Below are 17,728 nucleotides of genomic sequence, written 5' to 3'. Positions count from 1 at the left end.
ATTAGTATAAGGATTGAATATCTTTTATTAATCTGTTCCTGCTGTCTGTCACCAGACTCATGGATTGTTCCAGCTGTGATTTTATATCATCATATTCTGAAATAGCTTTATCAAATTTGTTAATCAGCCAATCCGACTCTACATCCTGAATCTGAACCACATAATCATCCAAATTAAAATCTCCCATTATACCCAGAGCTTTGTTACCTCCATATCCGATAGCAATGGAAGGAACCAGAGATGTCAATGAAAATATGATGGAATGAAAACGCGTCCCTATGAAGAAATAAAAGTTGGAATAAACCGCTTTCAATATATCACATGATAAATTTTCGTTGATCCAGATGATATTAGGATCCTGAACTTTATTAAGCAGATCTTTTATGGCATTACGGTCGTCTTCGTGGGAATTAGGCCCTAATGACTGGTTACATAAAGCGACCTTATACCCTTTACTCAAAAGGTGCTTTATAAGGTCTGCAACTGAGTCGATGTATTTTTTGTACAGTTCTTCCGGGTTTGACAAGCCTGGAAAACGCCAGGGACGGATCGTAACTCCTACAATCTTATCCTCCGGTGTTAAATTATATTTCTGTAATATTTTCAGAGCTTCTTCCTGGCTTCCTTTTTCTAAGAAGAACCCAAGGTCCATTTCTACCGGAATATTTTTTTCCAATAACTGGCCCAGGCTTTTTGAAGAAACATTCTCACGGGCATACACCAAATCCAGCTGATTGAATACTGTACGTACCTGCTGCTTAACCGTTAATCCTATGAACGGACCATATGAATTGGGCAAAAAAACAACTTTTTTCCCTAGTGCCTTAGCCAATCTGACATAAAATAAGAAATACCACATTAAATATGGTGCGGTTTTTTCACCGTAAGCATGAATGAAACCTCCACCTTTCACAAAAATGGTTTTTGCCTCATGAAACTGCTTAACGGTTTGATAAGTTTTATGATCAAAGGATTTCTTTACTTTCTCAAGGTCATTACATATTTTAATTAAATGTCTTGTATTTTTAAAGTCCAACCCTGCATTTCTAATTTGCTTTAAAAGTTCAAATTTTGATTCTTTAATATGCTCTCCCGATTTATGCTGCCCTCTTCGGGGGTGTTTTAAAATATTATCTAATAATTTAAAGCCATGTTCTTCGGACTGTTTACACAACAATGCTCTTTCTTCGTCATTTTCACCGGCATCCAGTATATATACTTCGTCATACAGCCCGGTATCTTTGGCCAGCCTCCAGCTTTCCCAAACCAATGCCTGGTCTCCTTTATTTAAATCTGTTACTCCTGGTACTATTATAGCATTATTCATTCTAAATCAATTTTCCTTGTTTAATCCTGTGTGTGTTTTGCTTTACTTTATGGTTGATGTATACATTCAGTGCTATTCCAAAAGGAATTGCGATAAGGGTATATAGCTTATTGGGGGAACCTTTAAAAAAATTCCATTTTTTGGCAAAAAGACACGAAGATATATAGTGTACTGAGTTCTTTAGCACTATTTTTTTGTTTATCCCATACTTCATTTTCACTTTTCTGTATTCAATAAATGATTTGGGGCTTTCTTTATATCTTTTGTATAGTCCATTGGATAATCCGTCCTGCTGGTATTCTATAATACAGTAGATTTCATTTGAAAGAAGAAATTTATAATCCTGATCAATCAGTGTAAATATCCAGCTGACCTCATGGAAAATTTCATTTTCAAAATAAGGGTAAGGCAGATACTTTTTATAAATCTCAGTGTCAAAAATATATTTCTTGTCTCCTTTAATTTTATAATGATCTACTAATTCAGAATAAGTAGATTCTTTTCTATCCGGTAAATTTTCTCCTGCTACGGAACCGTCTTCATAGGCATCTAAACCAATAATTCCTGCAGAATTGCTTTTTTTATTGGCTTTCCAGAATTTCAATATTTTTTCAATACCGTCAGCAGGCAAGTAATCATCAGAATCTATACAGGTAAATAACTCAGTATCTATATAGTCAAGAGCTAATATCTGAGCTGCCAGCTTCCCTTTATTCTTTTGATAATAATACTGTATTTCGATCCTGTTTTCTTCTATCCATTTTTCAACCTGGCTGGAAGTATTGTCGCTGGAACCATCATCTACAATGATCCACTTGAAATCCGGGCTGCTTTGACTGCACAAAGAATCATAAAGCCTGATCAGCGTTTTCTCTCTATTAAATGTTGGCGTAAAAACAGTTATTGACTTCATGATTTACCCAATTTTTTAAAGATTTTATCAAACTCTTCTACCTGGTTTCTTTTACCATAGTTATGGATGATCAATGATTTTCCGTTGCCGGCAATAAACTTGTACAGCTCATTGTCGTTATAAAGTTTATAGATATACTCATAATAGTCATCTACACTATTATGAGTGGCAATATAACCAGTAAAATTGTGCAGGATATAATCTGTAACCCCTCCTACCGGATTGGCAATAACAGGTATTTCAAATGCCAAAGCTTCCATAATTACACGAGGTAACCCTTCTGTATCGGACGGATGTATTAAAATATCGCTGTTCTTGAAAACACTGTACGGATCTTTTTGATTGAGCAGAATCTCTACATAATCATCAAGCTTATATTGACTGATCTCATGGCGGATTTTATTTAAAAAATTCTCTGAAACAGGTGTGTCATATACGGCTCCCATTAAGATTATTTTAAAATTAATATCATTATCTTTTAATCTCCTTGCTAAAGAAATTGATAAATCCTGCCCTTTTGCCGGTAAAAAACCGCCACAATGCAAAATCACCATAGGGTCATTATCCTTCCGTTCTGTTCTTTCCTTTTTGTATTGCTCAACTTTTGTTAAATCAATAGCATTCGGCACTACAAAAATTTTTTCCAAGGGGGCCAAACCTCCTGTATAAATAGCCTGTCTTGTAGCCTGAGAAACTCCGATAAAATAATCGGAATTGTACTTAAACATCAGCTTTTTCAGGAAGCCTATAGAGTTGTAAGCAAACCAGCCCCGTGCAAAATAAGCGATCTTATAATTTCTTCCTTTCTTTAAGATCGAATTGGTCTTGATATTATTTACAATAACCACATCCGGCTTAAAGGTGTTCTGAAATTTTTTGAATTCTTTTTTCAGTCTGATCCAGTCTAATAAAAACAAAGTGATATTTATACCGACCTTAAAAGGATTTCTGGTACTGAAAATGGCTATAGGGCTATCGTTTTTCTTTAAAATCTTTATTGGGATTTTATTGGCTTTTACATCTTCAGTAAATTCATTGCAACTGCCCCAGAAATCTACGATAACCGAATTATGCCCCTCTTCATTTAGTCGTTTCGCCAATTCAATCGTGCTCTTACGGGCACCACCATGAATTTGAACGGCTTCAAGGAAAATTATGTTCATTTTTTATATCACTTTCACTATATGGTTAGATAAAATTCGGGTTATTAGTTTTTTAGCTGAGTTTTAACTTGAACAAAACAACTACAGTATTTTAAAAGCCATAAGCTCAAAATATTGTCATTATTCTCAATAATAAAAATGATTTTTTTTCAGATCTGTGTGTTCAGATAATAATAGTGTTGTAGTAAATTTATCTTTAAAATAATACATTTATGTGAATTATTTGTTACAATAATTACATTATTAATGAATTTTTCACTACATAAAACAAATATACAAAAAAATAATATGTCACAAATATTTGAATCAAAGTTTATATTTTATTAACTTTTAATAAAATGATAAGTCATTGAACAAAAACGAAATACATTAAAAGCCATTTAAAAAATTATGAATGATTTCGTATTCCAAATTAACCTTTGCTTTATTCCAGTTTAAGGCTGTATCATAAAACCCTAAGCACCGGTCATAAACATAAGGCTGGAACCCGTAACTGATCTCCACAATCAAGGGCTGGTCCTTAGAGTCGAATATAAAATCATAAGCAACACATACCATATTTAATTGCCTGGCAGCCTTAAAAGCAATATCAACTGCTTCCAGATTAAATTTTCCCGGATCAAACTCCAGCATCCCACTACCGGAAGCCCTAAAGTCGTTATCTCTTGTATTTCTTTTGAGATAATAGCATTTATTGCCGATAACAATAAGCCGGATATCATAGGAAAGACCAGGAATAAACTCCTGGAAATAGACATAATTTCTCTGTTTTGGAAAAACTTTGTACTGCTTGTCTACAAAAATGCCTTTAAAACCCCATTTCAAAACTCTAAGAAAATTATGAGTAGTTTTCTGTCTCCAGAATCTTTCGATGGTATCTGTAAAAACCGTCCATGAATCAAAGGCATCAAAGCCACGCCCAAATGCCTGATTTATAATTTTTCTGGCCTGATTTTTTGTTCTTACGAGTTTTACATTAATTGACCCGGCACCTCCTTTTAGTTTGAAAACTTTTGGAAATGACGTATTTTCTATATATTCTTCCGCTTCTTTTTTATGATAGAAAACATCTGCTTTCACCAAAGGTGCATCCAATGCTTCCAGAAGATATTTCTGAGCTACTTTATCATCAAAATGCCAAAATGAATCTTCATTGGGAAATGTTTTTATCCCGATCTGGCTAATGGCTCTGAACAGGGTTTTTGCATGCAGCATATCTTCAAAATAATTCTGGTTGAAATGCCACATGAAATGGGTTGCCTTATGTTCTTTTATCTGCGTGATAATATCATTATCAAAAGCATTCAATATAACATAAGGTATATTTTTTTCTTGTAAGTATTCGATCCAGCGATCCGAAAAACTTCCTTTACGGTGATGTACTGCTACCTTCATTTCTTTGTTGTAAAAAATTTATAAAATAATCCTCCACCCATTACACATCTTGCTAAAGACAGATTAATAGCTGCACCCAATACGGAGTAATAATGAATCAGAGGGTACGCTAAAATAAAACCCAAAAGGGAAGCAAACAGCGTATTTTTCATGACCAGCTTATCCTGACGGTGCACAATAAAATAATTGAGTCCGAAAATGTTATACAGCGTATATCCGAACAGCCCAATTGCCAACACTAATAATATCCAGAAGGCATTGTCATAGTTGATATTTAAATACCAGAAGATTAATTTATTAAAAGCCAAAACTCCAATTATCATGACACTTATAGTGACCAGCATCATATTTTTATACCATTGGAATGCATCTTTTTTGCGGTTTAAAAAAGGGAAAAACACACGGGAAAGGATTTCTATTAAGGTGACAATCAAATTTACTATCGTTAAAATAGCCTGATAAATCCCTACTAACTGTGGCGTTCCCAAAATTCCCAACAGAAAAGTACTGGTATTGTTATACAGGTTAGGAACAAACTGGTTGATGAATATCGGTGAATTGGTTTTTATGGTTTTAACAATCAGTTTATAAGGCAGAAAAATAAATTTCAGCTTATATTTTTTCACCAGTAAATACTGCCCTACCAAACCAGCTCCTATATATCCGGCGCTTTGCAATAAAGGGTAAATCCAGAAGTCACTTTCTTTCTTAATCAGAATAAAGACACATAAGGTAAAGAAAAGCTTAATTCCTAAATTCAGATAAGTGATATATCGCATTTTTTCAATGCCCTGAAAAAACCATTCTGGAAATAAGACATATCCCAGTAAGAGTAAGCTTGTGTAAAAGTAAATTTCTTTGTTTTCGTAAAATGGCGGATACAGATATACTGCTATTGCAATAATAAGCCAGGAAAGCAACAAGAAAAGAGTTTTAATCGTTAATATCTTACTGTAGATAATATTCAGTTTTTTGGGACTGTCTCTGTAAATAGCTACATCACGGGTCGCTGTAATCCTGAAACTAAAATCAGTAAGGGCCGTAAAATAAGCAATGAGTGATGCTGAAAAGACTACTACTCCATATTTTTCAAATCCTATTACTCTTAAAATATAAGGCAGGGTAACCAATGGCAACAGCATTCCTATCAACTGCAATGCAGATAATGAAACAAAGTTTTCCAACAGTGCTTTTTTGTCTTTGGTGTTAAAAATCTTTTTTAGTCTGTTGATCATTATTTTAAAGTAATCGTTTCGTCGTTATTTTTTAATTTCTGATCATAGCTGCTTTTGCTTTTAGAAACCGTTGTACCGAGTTTGCCAAAATCCATATTCACACTGACCTGATGCGGAGCCCCTTTAAATGATCTGAATTTTGCTGTTGAATTATTTTGTGAAGAAAAATTACTGACACTAATATTTCCGTTTAACTCAGGAAAGCCTGCATTGGGCTTATCTCTGGTCATCGCCATTGCAAGACCAATTTTAGATCCGTTATCCTTAAAATTGTTTATTGCCACTGAAATTGCCTTCTGCTTTTTACCTACCATATTTCCGGGAGAAATGATGATTCCGTAATTCCCGTTATTTTCGGTTTCGATGTTATTGAGCTTAACATTTTTTACCTCGTAGGAATTGCTGTCCGGCTCGATGTCGATTCCTGCCTGAGGGTTAGTTCCGGAAGTATTAGCAATGTAAGCGTTTTCCACCAGCATATTAATGACTCCTCCTATGGTTAGTCCGTTTCTGCGGTTATCTTTTAATATGGTATTTTTGATATTGATATCTGAAGAATTGATATTATTTCTGCTGCCTATGCAAATTCCATCTCCCCAGCTGCTTTCAATATAAGAACCGATGATATTGATGTTACTGGATGACAGTATATAGATTCCCATTCCCCATTCTCCGGTGGTCGACAAATGCTTATGTTTGTCTCCTGTGATATTGGCGTAATATATATCCACATTCTGAATATTGAACAAATTAAGCATTCCGTTGCGGTCCTTAGCATTAGGTTTCATGATGAGCTTTGAATTCTTCTGAAAAAGAATTTTCTGACCTGATTTCAATGCCAGTCCATTTTCGTTAATCAAAACAGGAAAATCAGGCATCATAAGAGTGGAATTCTCAGTTAGCCCCTTCTGAATATATGTGGTATAATCTGTATCTCCGTTTTTAGAATACCCTTTTGGCAGATAAACGGTAAGATCTTTTGCATTCTTGAAATATTCGCTTTTAACTGTTGCATACCCAGAAAAACGGTCTTTAACATATTCCTGAGAGCTTCCCCAAAAAAATATGAATACGGAAAATAAGAATATCAGCTTTTTCATTTTGCTAGATTTAATTTGTTAATCATTGTAAAGAATGGTATAAACACAACTAGGTTGATAAATAACGTAGCGGAAAGGGAACCAATATTAATCATCATGGATGTTGAACAGCCAAAAGCTAAAATGATATATAAAAAAAATAAAACCGGGGAATTTGTGGTGTAAGCTTTTGTCTCAAATTTAAAGGCTAAGACGGTTAAAACAAATATATAGATGTAGAAAAAATACTTTGAAAAATGATAGAGTCCTGCTACAGAGACAGGCACAATCTGATCCCTGGAGCGGCCGGCCCCATAGATCTGATTATTGAATTTAATGTTGGTCTTATAATTGTCATTGGAAAACTTGGACAATACAGGGATATTCTGGGTAATGTCAGAAATAAAATAATAATACTTGTCAAATGGATTTACCATGTTCTTCTCATAGGAATCGTATCCTATAGCATAGTTGGCCACTCCCCCAAAATACGCATTCAGTTCATGGAGAGTGAAAAACCCGCCTACATCAGCTTTTTTCGTATTTCCGGAAAACTTAGCCAGTGAAGCCACCATTAATATAAGCCCAAAGAAAACAGTGGTATAGGTAACTACTTTTTTTCTGTAAGCCGGATAAAAATAAATCAATAAGAGTATTAAAGGAAAAGAAGCATATACAATACTGAAACGGCTGATCCCTACAATAATGGTCGCATTGATTAATACAACCAGTATCGAAAGCATCAGTTTTGTGCCCTGCTTCAGATTAAATGAATTGATTACTGAAAAGATAAATAGAGCAATATATGCCCTCATCACAGGGAACATAATACTTACTAACGGAGAAATATTTTCCAAATCTCCGGAAACTTTAAGCTTTAAATAGGTGGCAACGTCCCATACGAAACTTAATTTATGTAAAAAGCTCCTGTTGGTTGCAATAATCAGTACGAATAAAAGAAATAGGCCGGTAGTAATGGTATTTAACGGTAAGAAATTCAATTTACCGGTTTTTAGTTTTGTTTCTTTCGAATAAGTACAGATAAAATAAGCTATTAAGATGAATAACAGCTCAATAAGCATCATAGAAACAGCATAAGCTTCGTTAACTGTAGTGCTGCCAAATCTTAATTTGTCACCTCCTATAAAAAGAAGAGGAATAACAATATAACGCATGATCTGCTGAATCGTTATGATCCAAAAGATAAAATACGACTTAAGCTTTACAAATATGTTGGAAATAAATAAGGTAAAGAAACCTAAACCTATCGGTAAAAAGTAAACATCCTGATAAGAAGTATTGCCGATTTTCCCATAGATAAAAAAACCTATAGAGAAAAACAGAAAACTTAAAGTGAATAAAACTAATTTATATGATTTATTTCCCTCCATGCTCAATAGGCTGCTTACTTCTAGTTAAAATAAATAGTATAATACGGTACAAACATCTCAAATCCGGAATGAATCCGGAAAGGCCGAGAGAAAAAGTAACTTCTACCTTTTCTCTCAGCTTTAATTTTTATTACAGCCTGGAATCACATTTCTCCAGGATTCCTTTTACATCATAAATGATTCCTTCTTCCTTCAGATAGTGATTAAGGTTGATATCCATAAATTCCTTGTGTGCAACAGTAAGAATAATTGCATCAAATTTTTCATCCGGAATCTCATTGATCACATCCAGGTTGTATTCATGTTTTACTTCTTCAGGCTTAGCCCAAGGATCAAAAGTAGTAACGTGTAAAGCATAATCTTCCAGCCCATGGATCACATCTACCGCTTTGGTATTACGTACATCCGGACAGTTCTCTTTAAAGGTAATTCCTAAGTTTAAGACCTTGGCACCATTAATCGTAATCTTCTTTTTAATCATCGTTTTCACAAGCTGGGAAGCCACATACTGTCCCATAGAATCGTTAAGACGGCGTCCTGCCAGGATAATTTCCGGGTGATAACCGTTCTCCTGAGCCTTCTGAGCAAGATAATAAGGATCTACACCAATACAGTGTCCGCCTACCAATCCCGGTTTGAACGGTAAAAAGTTCCACTTGGTGCCTGCAGCCTCAAGCACTGCATGGGTATCTATTTCTAAAAGGTTGAAAATTTTTGCCAACTCATTGACAAAAGCGATATTGATATCTCTCTGTGAGTTTTCAATTACTTTGGCAGCTTCTGCAATCTTAATAGTCGGAGCTAAATGAGTTCCGGCAATAATCACAGATTTATATAAAGCGTCTACTGTTTTTCCAATTTCCGGTGTAGAACCTGAAGTCACTTTCAGAATCTTCTCCACGGTATGTTCTTTATCTCCAGGATTAATACGCTCCGGAGAATATCCTGCAAAGAAGTCCTGATTAAACTTCAATCCTGAAACTTTTTCCAGAACAGGGATACATTCTTCTTCAGTAGCACCCGGATATACAGTAGATTCATAAATTACAATATCTCCTTTTGACAATACTTTAGCCACCGTTTCCGATGATTTATATAACGGCGTAAGATCGGGGCGGTTATGCTTATCAACCGGCGTTGGAACCGTAATAATATAGATGTTTGCATCCTGGATATCGTTGATATCAGCAGAGCAGTACAATCCATTTTCATTGGAATGGTGAAAAGGGTTTTCCTGTTTTAATATAGCTTTCAATACTTCGTTTTCCACTTCTAAAGTATTGTCTACACCGGTATTCAATTCCTCAATCCTTTTCTGATTGATATCAAAACCTACAACCGGATACTTGGTTGCAAATAATCGTGCTAAAGGCAGACCTACGTATCCTAATCCGATAACGGCAATTTTATATTGTTTTTCCACAAAGACTCGATTTAAACTTGTTTATTTTAAATTTTCCCAATACCAGCTGATAGCTTCTTTTAATCCTTTTTCTATCGTATGAGTAGGCTGGTATCCTAATAATTTTCCTGCTTTTTCAACAGACGCCAGTGAATGCGGGATATCCCCCACACGGTTCGGACCATAAATGACGTTCACGTCAGCAATTTGTTCATCGAATTCGCTTAAATATTTTTTAAGGTATCCAATCAGATCATTCAGTGTTGTACGATCCCCGACTGCTGTATTATAAACTGTGTTCACTGCTTCAGGATTCTCGGTAAGCATGGCCAGCTCATTCATCTGAATGACATTATCGATATAAGTAAAATCACGTGAATAATCGCCAGTTCCGTTAATGGTTGGAGATTCGTGATTGATTAACTGCTTTACAAACAAAGGAATCACAGCAGCGTATGCCCCATTCGGATCCTGCCTGCGTCCAAATACATTGAAATATCTCAAACCAATGCACTGCATTCCGTATGTTTTTCCAAACACGTCTGCATACAGCTCATTGACATATTTGGTAATGGCGTATGGCGATAACGGTTTCCCGATCACATCCTCCACTTTAGGCAATGATGCAGAGTCACCATAGGTAGATGATGAAGCAGCATATACAAAACGTTTTACCTTGGCATCACGGGCAGCAATCAGCATATTTAAAAATCCTGAAACATTCACATCGTTACTTGTAATAGGATCTTTAATTGATCTCGGAACAGAACCTAATGCAGCCTGGTGAAGTATATAATCTACATTCTCTACTGCTTTTTGGCAAACTTCCAAATCACGGATATCCCCTTCAATCAGTTTATAATTTGGGTTGTTAAGGAAAGGCTCGATGTTGTGACGGTGCCCTGTTGCAAAATTATCTAAGCAAACGACATAATAGCCTTTATTTAAAAAATATTCCGTTAAGTTGGAACCTATAAAACCCGCTCCTCCTGTAATTAAAATTTTATGCATTTCTATGATTTAAAAATTTTCTTCCACCAGCTATTTTTATCCTTGGTCTGACTGTAGCCATAGCCATAGCTGTAGTTATATCCATAACCTCCTGCCCGTCTGGAAACATCGTTAACGACAAAAGATACATTCGTCAGTTTAGAGTCTCTTACAAGGTCGTTAGCAAAATCTATCAATATATTTTTTGATACTCCGGATCTTACGACATACAATGTTGCATCCGCTGTATCTGCAATACTCAGTGTATCCGAAACCAGCATAAGCGGTGCAGAGTCTATAATAATATAAGCATACTCAGAAGACATCTGCTCAATAAGCTTCTGATATCTTCCATTAGAAAGCAGCTCCTGAGGATTGGGAGGAATTGAACCCGCATAAATGACATCACATGAAGGATTCGTAGTTGATGTGTGGACTAGATCCTCTACATTCACCGAATCATCATATAAATATTCTGTAAGACCTTTTCTTTTAACAGGTTCACTGTCATATCTCTGGATCTGAGGATTACGGATATCCGAACCAATCAGAAGAGCTCTTCCGTTTTTATTGGCTATGGTAAGGGCAAGATTAACGGATACCAGGGTTTTACCCTCACCTTTTACCGAAGAGGTTACCATAATCACTTTGGCAGAATCTTTTGTAGGCAAAACAAATTTAAGATTGGAAACAAGAACCCTGAATGCTTCAGCCAACTCCGAAAAGTCGTTTTTCTGCACCAAATGGTTTTCATTATCTTTAAGAGACGGAATATCTACCAGTACGCCCAGTCCGGAACGCTCCTTAATATCATCTCTGTTATAAATTTTGTCATCCAGCATGAACAATAAATAGAAAACGGCAAAAGGAATCAACATCCCAAGAAAAAGAGCTCCCGGAAGGATAATATCTTTTTTAGGGGATACCGGGGTATCTTCTGTAAATGCAGGATTTACAATTTTGGCTTTCGGAACTTCTACGGATAGATTGATTGCGTTTTCCTCTCTTTTCTGCAGAAGGAATAAGAAAAGCTGCTCTTTAAGGTTCTGCTGACGTTCTATTCCTCTGTAAACTTTAGACTGTCCCGGAACTTTTTCTATGACGTTATTGCTGGTTGCAATTTGGTTTTGAAGTTGGGAAATACCTGTCTGTACAGTTTGTTTTTGCTCATTGATATTGTCTCGAATAATGCTTTTGAGAGAAGCAATTTCCCTGTTCATCTCTATGACAGCAGGGTTTTCATTGGTGGCCTGCTTAAGGGTTTTGTTTCTGCTGATGATAAGCAAATTATATTGGGAGATAGACTGCTCCAACGAAGGATTCAGCCCCAGGTTAGAAGGCATAAGCTGGTTATTGCCTTTTGAAGCTTCTGTTGAAAGGGAGTTCAGAAGGTCAAGCTGTGCCTGCTGCTGAAGAAGAACTTTAGTATTCTCGCTGGTATTCTGCAGGGCCAGTTCTGCCTGTGCCTGCAAATCAACAATTCGGTTACGGTTTTGGAAATCTTCTTTCTGGTTTTCTACTCCTGAGAGATCTTTAGTGATTACCTCCAGTCTTTTATCAATAAACTCCTGGGTGTTCTTGGCTTGCAGGTTTTTATCTCTCAGTCCGTCCAGATTATACTGTTTGGTCACTTCGTTCAGAACAGCCTCTGACTTTTCTGGAAGAGATCCTATTAGGCTAATCTCCATCAGCATGGCCTTTTCATCCGGAATGTTTACCTGTATTGTTTTTTCTAGCTTTTTTACTTTCTCAATAGGGTTCGAGAAAATAATTTTGTACTCAGAATTAGGCTTAATAGCAGAATTTCTCTGCAATATCACCGTTCCAAAGTCCAGCTGTAAAGGAATATTGAATTTCCCTGTAACATCCTTTTTTTTCTCACTGTGAAGTGTAAACTGATCCCCTTTTATTTCCGATATGGAGTACTGGGAGGATACAAATTTTTCGTTGGTATAAGCTAATATCTTTGCCGTTATGGGAGCATTCGTAAACAGTTGCGAATCTTTAATTTCTCCTGCACTGAAATATTCTACATTTAGATTAAGGTTTTTCACTACCTGCATGAGTATAGGCCGCGAGTTCACTACTGCTGCCTCACTTTTCAGCTCATCTGCATTACCAAGACCTATCCCGAGATTATCAAGATCGGCCAAAGCTGAAGAAAGATCATTTTGTTTTTTATCAAATTTAAGGGTAGTCTTTGACTGATATTTGGGAACGCTATATCTGAGATAAATATAAGCGCCAGCCACAAAGAGCAACATAGAAGCAATAAACCACGGCCATTTATACAGGTATTGAGAAATGGTTTTTCTTATGTTCAATTTTTCTTGCCTTGCCTGAAATTCTGTCTGCTGCATATATTTATTATCTTGTTAAAGCAACAATAAGTGTCCCTGCCGTTAATAATGCTCCAATAATCTGGAATGTAAGAGCCCTGTTAGGATTTGTATTTGCCTGAACCTGCTTGTTTTTATCCGGCTGTACATATAATATATCGTTTTGCTTCATATAGTAGTATGGTGAGCTTACAATATCGGATCTGGAAAGATCAATATTAACCACCTGGTCCACCCCGTCATCACCTGTACGGATAAGCTTTACATTCGTGCGGTCTCCAAAGTCCGTCATATCACCTGCAAGGCCAAGTGCCTGGAATACATTGATTTTTTGGGAAACGCTTTCTTTCTGGCCCGGATCTTTCACTTCACCCAAAATACTTACATTAAAGTTTTTTAGAGTAATGGACACCATAGGATCTGTAAGATATCTCTTCAGACGCGACTCCAGGTCCTGCTTTAGCTGTACCTGAGTCATTCCTTTAGCGTAAACATTCCCTAAAACCGGGAAAGAGATATACCCTTCTTCATTCACTAAATATTCACTTGGCTGTACATACTGATTAATTCCGGTGTTGGTATCGCTTCCTACCTTATTGGTTGTATTAAGGTTGAAAGGTTTTACAGCAATTTCATCAAGTGCAGAAACAAGAATAAGAAGAACATCCCCTTCCTGGATATGCAAACCCTGAAACTTTGCCCTGCTAACTTCTTCCTCCATATTATGCTTTGACATATACACCATATTCTGTTTAGGTTTACACGATAGCAAAGTAACCGACATCAGTATTATATACGTAATAATAGTTTTCTTCATATGTTATTTAAGTCTATTCGAATTAATACTCAATTTTATTAAAGATATTTACAACAAAATTCAGAAATAAGTATATTTTTTACATTAAACCAAATTTCACCTATACGTGAAATGAATTTAAATGAAACATCTTATTTTAAAAGTCAATTCATTCTGTAGCAATTTTCATTCCGATTAGAAATAAAACAGTAAAAATATTTGATTATTTTTCACTTATCAACACCATAATTCAAACTATGTTACTGATAGACTTCACGTTCCGGTGTTTTATCTAAAATTTCAAATTCCGAATTATTACTTATAAATTCCGGTACAATTATTTTCAAAATCTGAACGACCTGCAAACTCTCTTTTTTTATGGCCGAACGCATAATCTGCCTGCACAGAAGTTCTATATCTTCAAATTCCATCAGCGGGTCTCTTGAAATCATGATTTTCTCATGATGGGTAGGAATAGTCGTAGAATTATCTGTTAGAAGCTCTTCGTACAGCTTTTCGCCAGGTCTTAACCCTATAAAATCAATTTTAATATCAACATCCGGCGTATATCCGGATAACTTTATCATCCTTTTAGCCAGATCCAGAATTTTAATAGGCTTACCCATATCAAAAACATAAATTTCGCCTCCGTTGCCCATTGTCCCCGCCTGAAGTACCAGTTCGCATGCTTCAGGAATGGTCATAAAATAACGGATAATATCGGGATGGGTAATGGTAACCGGACCTCCTTTTTCAATCTGTTTCCTGAAATGCGGTATTACAGAACCGTTAGATCCCAGCACATTCCCAAAACGGGTTGTAATAAATTTTGTTGTATTATCAGGAGAGTTTTGTAAAGACTGCACAAAAAGTTCGGCAGCTCTTTTAGAGGCTCCCATTACATTGGTTGGGTTCACAGCCTTATCGGTAGATACCATTACAAACCGGCCAACATGATATTGCCTGGATAATAAAGCTAAGTTTCTGGTACCCCCGATATTTACAAAAATAGCTTCATGCGGATTGTCTTCTATTAATGGAACATGCTTGTAGGCTGCTGCATGATATACTATTGAAAAATGGTAATCTTCAAATAATTTTTCAAGCCTGTAGTAATTCGAAATATCCGCCAACACAAATTTGAAATTCTGGTTCGGAAATCTTTCCAGCAACTCAAGCTTCAGTTCATGTAAAGGGGATTCAGCCTGATCTACAACCACAATAAGTGATGAATCCAACTGAGCAACCTGCCTCACAATTTCACTTCCAATAGACCCGGCACCTCCGGTCACCAGGATACTTTTATTAAAATGACGGCTTTTTACTTCTTCACTTTCAATTTTTATCGGGCTGCGGTCCAGTAAATCTTCAATCTGAAGGGGACTGAAACCTCCTACAATACCATCTTCCTTTATTTTGTTGAGACACGGTGCTTTTAACACTTTCAATCCTTTATCCAGTGCAAGTGTCATCCACTCTTCCATTTCTGCCTTCTCCATCGTTCCCCGGATTAAAACCGCATCAAATTGGTTAGTCAGACTATGACTTTTAAGAAGTTCTTTTTTATTATAAATCTTATACCCTAGTAACATTGCCTTTTTGGAATCTGATCTGGCGCTAAAAAAGCCTTCCAACTGATAAGCGTGCCCCGGATTATGAATAATTGCATTGGCTAATGAGACAGATTCACCCCCCACTCCTACAACAGCAACTCTTATTTTGGATGGGATACTCTTATACTTATGATCCATAACCATGCTAAAAAGCTGTTTGGTAAGCATCCTGAAAAAGAACATAAGAAGAGTGGAAATAAAAAAGAATAAAAAAAGTGCCGGATATAAATAAAGCGGCCTTCCCAACACCATATCTGATATAAAATTCAGGCCCAGCAATACTATAAAGGTACTGCCCGAAGACCACAGAATTTTAAAAAAATCAAAAAAAGTAGAATATCTTATTATTCCTGCATATGTTTTGAAGAGGAGCATACATAAAATATTAACCCCAATAACCGTTAAAATTTTTTCATTGAGATATTCAACAAAATAAATTTTTACGTGCAGTTTTTTTAATAACAGATAGATCGTTAAGACAGAAAAGGAAACTATTGAAATATCAATAAAAAAAACTAACCACCTAGGTACGTACCTTAACTCTTTGATTTTAAAAACATTCCCCATACTACAGATAAACCTAAAAATATTTATATTTTTTATTTAATTCAACATTTGGTGGTTTTTAATTTTAAACAAATATAATTAATTATTAATACAGTATTTAGCATCATATGTTAATTTAACATATTATATATTGAAATTATTACCTATTTTAACCATGTAGAACACACAACGCTCATATCTCATTGCAACACAGTATTTTTCAAATTTAAAGCCGATATGTTAAAAAATCATAATGTTAAAAAAATGAAATTTCTTCATGTTTATTTTTAATAATAAATGGCATTATCATTTTTCACCAGGCAATTCTTATAATCTGTGAAATAAAAAAAGCAAAGCTTACGGCTTTGCTTGAAAAAAAATGATTTAAAAATTATTTCAGATACTTTTCAAAAAAACTTTCTAGTTTATCAAATGGAATTATATCAACTTTATCATAAAGATCAACATGAACTGCACCAGAAATTATCATCAGTTCTTTGGGTTCGGAGGCCATTTTGTAAATATCTTCACTGAAATATCTCGAATGTGCTTTCTCACCAACAATTAAAAGCACAGGTCTTGGAGAAATTTCTTTTACATAGGTAAGTATCGGCATATTCATAAACGATAAAGGGTTGGTCAAAAGCCAGGCTCCGTTTGAATTAAGTGAATTGGTGTGAAAACCACGGGAAGTCCTGTAATAATCGAAATAATCTTTTACAAATTGTGGTTCGTCGCCTTTTAGACTTTCGGGAAGGTTTCTTTCGCCTTTGGTTGGGTTTCCATTTTCAGCATCTTTCCAACGCTGTTGACCCAGGTCTTCCAATATTTTTGTGCGCTGTTCCAAACTTATTACATCGTTATATCCTTTTGACATCAATCTGGTCATATCATACAGGCTGGTAGTAGCGACCGCTTTCACTCTTTTATCAACTGCAGTTGCATTCAATGCAAAGCCTCCAAAACCACAAATTCCAATGATGCCTATTCTGTTTCTATCCACATTTTTCTGAAGTCCTAAAAAATCGACAGCAGCGCTGAAATCTTCGGTATTGATTTCCGGTGATGCGAGGTTTCGAGGTTCTCCACCGCTTTCACCGGTATACGAAGGATCAAACGCGATGACAGCAAAACCCCTTTCTGCCATTTGGTTTGCATATAAACCGGATGATTGTTCTTTTACTGCTCCGAATGGTCCGCTAATCGCTAATGCTGCTAATTTCTGACTTTTAACATTTTTCGGAAGGTAAAAATCTCCTGATAATGTTATACCGTAACGGTTTTTGAAAGTCACCGCTGTTCTTACTACGTTTTCGCTCAGTTGAAAAGTATAGTGTTCTGCCGTATCCATTTTTGAGGTATTAAAATTTTTGTTTTGGGCAAATATCTGCCCTGTAAAAAAGAGCATCACTGCCAGTGTTATTATTTTTTTCATTACAGTATTTATTTAGTTAATTGATTTTTCCTGAAATAAGCAACTGCGAGAACCACTGACCTTTTGTTCCCGTTCAGGTAAGGAGGACTGTTCATTTCAATCAC

The 17,728-nt window shown here is 35.8% G+C and carries 13 protein-coding genes; all 13 read right to left on the bottom strand.

Features of this window, described 5'->3' with window-relative positions:
* Position 1: 1 nt before the first annotated feature.
* The 13 genes from ACTJIV_RS06735 to ACTJIV_RS06675 all read right to left on the bottom strand — a co-directional run bounded on the left by ACTJIV_RS06735 (position 2) and on the right by ACTJIV_RS06675 (position 17,624).
* Positions 2-1,327, bottom strand: coding sequence for a polysaccharide pyruvyl transferase family protein (locus tag ACTJIV_RS06735; RefSeq protein ID WP_440626461.1), 1,326 nt, complete (start codon positions 1,325-1,327; stop codon positions 2-4).
* Position 1,328: 1 nt separating this feature from the next.
* Entirely contained in the window at positions 1,329-2,240 is a 912-nt protein-coding gene (locus tag ACTJIV_RS06730; protein WP_111958376.1) for a glycosyltransferase family 2 protein, read from the bottom strand.
* Positions 2,237-3,403 carry a glycosyltransferase gene (locus ACTJIV_RS06725; protein ID WP_440626459.1) on the bottom strand — a complete coding sequence of 389 codons (1,167 nt, stop codon included), beginning with the start codon at positions 3,401-3,403 and terminating at the stop codon, positions 2,237-2,239. Before ACTJIV_RS06725 ends, ACTJIV_RS06730 begins: the two co-directional genes overlap by 4 nt.
* Before the next feature lie 369 nt (positions 3,404-3,772).
* Entirely contained in the window at positions 3,773-4,798 is a 1,026-nt protein-coding gene (locus ACTJIV_RS06720) for an ATP-grasp domain-containing protein (RefSeq protein ID WP_440626457.1), read from the bottom strand.
* A complete protein-coding gene (locus ACTJIV_RS06715) occupies positions 4,795-6,033 on the bottom strand; it encodes an oligosaccharide flippase family protein (protein WP_440626455.1) in 1,239 nt (412 codons plus the stop codon). The genes ACTJIV_RS06720 and ACTJIV_RS06715 overlap by 4 nt, the downstream gene beginning before the upstream one ends.
* Positions 6,033-7,133: a right-handed parallel beta-helix repeat-containing protein gene (locus tag ACTJIV_RS06710; RefSeq protein ID WP_111958384.1), complete on the bottom strand. Its 1,101-nt coding sequence runs from the start codon at positions 7,131-7,133 to the stop codon at positions 6,033-6,035. The genes ACTJIV_RS06715 and ACTJIV_RS06710 overlap by 1 nt, the downstream gene beginning before the upstream one ends.
* Complete coding sequence (locus tag ACTJIV_RS06705; RefSeq protein WP_440626453.1) at positions 7,130-8,503, bottom strand: O-antigen polymerase; 1,374 nt, start codon at positions 8,501-8,503, stop codon at positions 7,130-7,132. The genes ACTJIV_RS06710 and ACTJIV_RS06705 overlap by 4 nt, the downstream gene beginning before the upstream one ends.
* 130 nt (positions 8,504-8,633) lie before the next feature.
* Positions 8,634-9,926, bottom strand: coding sequence for a nucleotide sugar dehydrogenase (locus ACTJIV_RS06700; RefSeq protein WP_440626451.1), 1,293 nt, complete (start codon positions 9,924-9,926; stop codon positions 8,634-8,636).
* Positions 9,927-9,947: 21 nt separating this feature from the next.
* Complete coding sequence (locus tag ACTJIV_RS06695; protein ID WP_440626449.1) at positions 9,948-10,916, bottom strand: SDR family oxidoreductase; 969 nt, start codon at positions 10,914-10,916, stop codon at positions 9,948-9,950.
* A gap of 2 nt (positions 10,917-10,918) precedes the next feature.
* Complete coding sequence (locus ACTJIV_RS06690) at positions 10,919-13,255, bottom strand: GumC family protein (protein ID WP_440626447.1); 2,337 nt, start codon at positions 13,253-13,255, stop codon at positions 10,919-10,921.
* Positions 13,256-13,262: 7 nt separating this feature from the next.
* Positions 13,263-13,970 carry a polysaccharide biosynthesis/export family protein gene (locus ACTJIV_RS06685; RefSeq protein WP_228452605.1) on the bottom strand — a complete coding sequence of 236 codons (708 nt, stop codon included), beginning with the start codon at positions 13,968-13,970 and terminating at the stop codon, positions 13,263-13,265.
* A 320-nt stretch (positions 13,971-14,290) separates the two neighbouring features.
* A complete protein-coding gene (locus ACTJIV_RS06680) occupies positions 14,291-16,210 on the bottom strand; it encodes a polysaccharide biosynthesis protein (RefSeq protein WP_111958396.1) in 1,920 nt (639 codons plus the stop codon).
* 370 nt (positions 16,211-16,580) lie between these two features.
* Complete coding sequence (locus tag ACTJIV_RS06675) at positions 16,581-17,624, bottom strand: alpha/beta hydrolase (protein ID WP_440626444.1); 1,044 nt, start codon at positions 17,622-17,624, stop codon at positions 16,581-16,583.
* Between the last annotated feature and the right edge of the window lie 104 nt (positions 17,625-17,728).

The sequence above is a fragment of the Chryseobacterium sp. 22532 genome, from assembly GCF_052044665.1.
Taxonomy (GTDB): Bacteria; Bacteroidota; Bacteroidia; order Flavobacteriales; family Weeksellaceae; genus Chryseobacterium; species Chryseobacterium lathyri.
The sequence above is the reverse complement of the archived record's forward strand: the minus strand, read 5'-3'. Positions and strand labels throughout refer to the sequence as shown.